A 2,597-nucleotide genomic window follows, 5' to 3' on the forward strand; every position below is an offset into this window, starting at 1 on the left:
TCTTTTTGAAACGGCTATCTTTTTTTTGTATACCATATTTTGTTGTCTTGCCCTCCCGGGGGGGGGCGCCCCCCCCCCGGGGCCCCCCCCCACGACCGGTCGGAGCCGCCCTGAGGAGGAGATCTTGACGTGTCACCGTCCACTCGCGCCAGTACGCAATCGGCGCGTTTCGGCGCGTCCGAGGTGGCCGGTCCCGCCCGTCCGGCCAGGTGAGGCGGGCCGGGCCGGACGGGTCAGGCCGGTGAGAAGACGTGGTCGCTGATCAGCCGGGTGGCGCCGACGACGCCCGCGGCATGGCCGAGCTCGCCGAGGACGATCGGCAGATTGCCGGTCGCAAGCGGCAGGGACTGGCGGTAGACCTGGGTGCGGATGCTCGCCAGCAGGTTGTGCCCCAGTCCGGTGAGCCCTCCCCCGATGACCACGAGGCCGGGGTTGAAGAAGCTGACCAGGCCGGCGATGACCTGACCGGTACGCCGTCCGCCCATGCGGATCAGTTCCAGGGAGGCCGCGTCCCCGGCCCCGGCGGCGGCCGAGACGTCCTCGGGGGTCAGCCTCCCGGCCGCCTCCAGCCGTCCGGCCAGCTCCGCCGAGCGGCCGGACTGGGCGAGCGCGGTCGCGTCGCGGACGAGGGAGCTGCCGCCGAAGTACGCCTCGAGACAACCGATGTTGCCGCAGGCGCACCGCGGCCCGTCCGGATCCGCCTGGATGTGGCCGATGTCGCCGGCGCTGCCGGTGACCCCGCGGTGCACTTCGCCGCCGACCACGATGCCGCAGCCGATGCCCGTGCCGAGCTTCACGCACAGGAAGTCGCGTACGGACCGGGCGACGCCGGCCTGCTGCTCGCCCAGGGCCATCAGGTTCACGTCGTTGTCGACGAGGACGGGGCAGCCCAGTTCCTGGCTCATCGCCTCGCGGACGGGGAAGCCGTCCCAGCCGGGCATGATCGGCGGCGCGACGGGGACGCCCTCGGGGAACCTGACGGGTCCCGGCACTCCGATCCCGGCGCCGTCGAAGTGGTCCGCCAGCCCCGCCTCGCGCAGTTTGCCGGCCAGGGCGAGCACCCGCTCGAAGACGGCGACCGGGCCTTCGCGCACGTCCAGCGGCTCGGCCACGTGGCCGAGGACGTCCAGCTCGGCGTTGGTGACCGCGACGTCCACGGAGGTGGCGCCGATGTCCACGCCGAGGAACCGCAGCGACGGGGCGATCCGGACGTTGTGCGAGCGGCGGCCGCCGCGGGAGGCGGCGAGGCCGTCCTGGACGACCAGCCCGGTCTCCAGGAGCCGGTCGATCTCGAAGGCAAGCTTGGAGCGCGACAGCTCGACCTGCTCCCCGAGGGCGACCCGGGACTGCGGGCCGAGGTCGCGCAGGAGGCGGAGCAGCCGGGCCTGGTGGAGATTGGCCGGTCGAGCCGTCATAGACCTCACGCCGCCCCCGTCGTGGCAAGAACCGTTCGCATGCCCGGCACATGGGGGGCACGACTTTGAGAAGGACCGTAGCACCGAGCCGCCGCCGATGAAAGAAACTTGTGCACTGATGTGGGGGACTTTCACCTCCGGATGGACAAAGACGTGCACGGCAGCGTCCGGGGCCCGGTGCCGGAGGCGCCCTGGCGGGCTTGTGGCGCGGCCCGCCAGGGCTCACCGTTCAGGCGGGGTCACCGCCCGGGCCGTGCCTCACGCGCCGGAGGGCGCGCGGTTGGGCTTGCCCACGTCGGACTGGCCGGCGGCCTTCTTGATCTCGGCGGCCTCCCGCTGGTCGATGACGCCCTCGTCCCGCAGCGTCTGGACGACCTTTCCGACGTGCGAGACGAACGCGCCGTGGTTCTCCCAGGCCCGCTGGTCCTCGATCAGCTCGTTGATCGTGCAGCCGCCGGCCGTCACGCGGTTGGGGACACCGGTGTTGACGGAGCCGACGAACACGGTGGCCCGGTCGTCCCTTTCCGGACAGTCGGACGGCGGTTCGCCGGAGACGACCGTCAGGGAGAGCGACTTGGGCGTGGACGTGTTGCCGGCCTTGTCGGTGGCCCGGTAGAGGAGCGTGTGGCTCCCGGCCCTGTCGATCACCACCGGCTCCGCGTACTGGAGATAGGGGCCGCCGTCGAGGGAGTACTCGATGCCGGCCACACCGGAACCGGAGTCCGAGGCGGACACCGTCACGGTCGCGCTGCCCACGTAGTTGCCGGACGCGTCCTTCGTCCCCGACACCGACGCCGACGTCTGCGGCGGCGTCCTGTCCTCCGGCTCAGCCGCCACCACGGAGAACTCCACCGACTTCACCGCCGACGCATTCCCCGCCTTGTCCGACGCCCGATACGACAACGAGTGCGCACCCACACCACTCACCTGCACCGGCGCCGAGTACGCGACATACGCCGCACCATCCAGCGAATACTCGATCTTCGCCACACCCGACCCGGAATCCGAAGCCGACACCGTCACCGTCGCACTGCCCACGAAGTTGCCGGACGCGTCCTTCGTCCCCGACACCGACGCCGACGTCTCCGGCGGCGTCCTGTCCTCCGGCTCAGCCGCCACCACGGAGAACTCCACCGACTTCACCGCCGACGCATTCCCCGCCTTGTCCGACGCCCGATACGA

2 protein-coding genes and 1 pseudogene are annotated in these 2,597 nt (G+C 71.2%); 1 reads left to right on the top strand and 2 read right to left on the bottom strand.

The window, feature by feature from the left end; translation table 11 throughout:
• Nucleotides 1-233: 233 nt before the first annotated feature.
• Nucleotides 234-1,415, bottom strand: coding sequence for an ROK family protein (locus tag ACIOWN_RS05870; RefSeq protein WP_362352918.1), 1,182 nt, complete (start codon nt 1,413-1,415; stop codon nt 234-236).
• Between the two features lie 465 nt (nt 1,416-1,880).
• A pseudogene (locus ACIOWN_RS05875) lies at nt 1,881-2,414 on the bottom strand (OmpL47-type beta-barrel domain-containing protein); the annotation flags it as partial.
• On the opposite strand from ACIOWN_RS05875, the gene ACIOWN_RS05880 reads away from it, so the two are divergent.
• Nucleotides 2,296-2,597, top strand: a 302-nt coding sequence (locus tag ACIOWN_RS05880) for a hypothetical protein (protein ID WP_401980664.1), incomplete at its 3' end; no start/stop codon positions are given. The pseudogene ACIOWN_RS05875 and the gene ACIOWN_RS05880 overlap by 119 nt on opposite strands.

It is taken from the genome of Streptomyces sp. NPDC087787 (genome assembly GCF_044743035.1).
Classification (GTDB): Bacteria; Actinomycetota; Actinomycetes; order Streptomycetales; family Streptomycetaceae; genus Streptomyces.

Coding starts and splice junctions, on each gene's coding strand:
- ACIOWN_RS05870 (WP_362352918.1), bottom strand. CDS start 1,415: ATGACGGCTCGACCGGCCAATCTCCACCAGGCCCGGCTGCTCCGCCTC.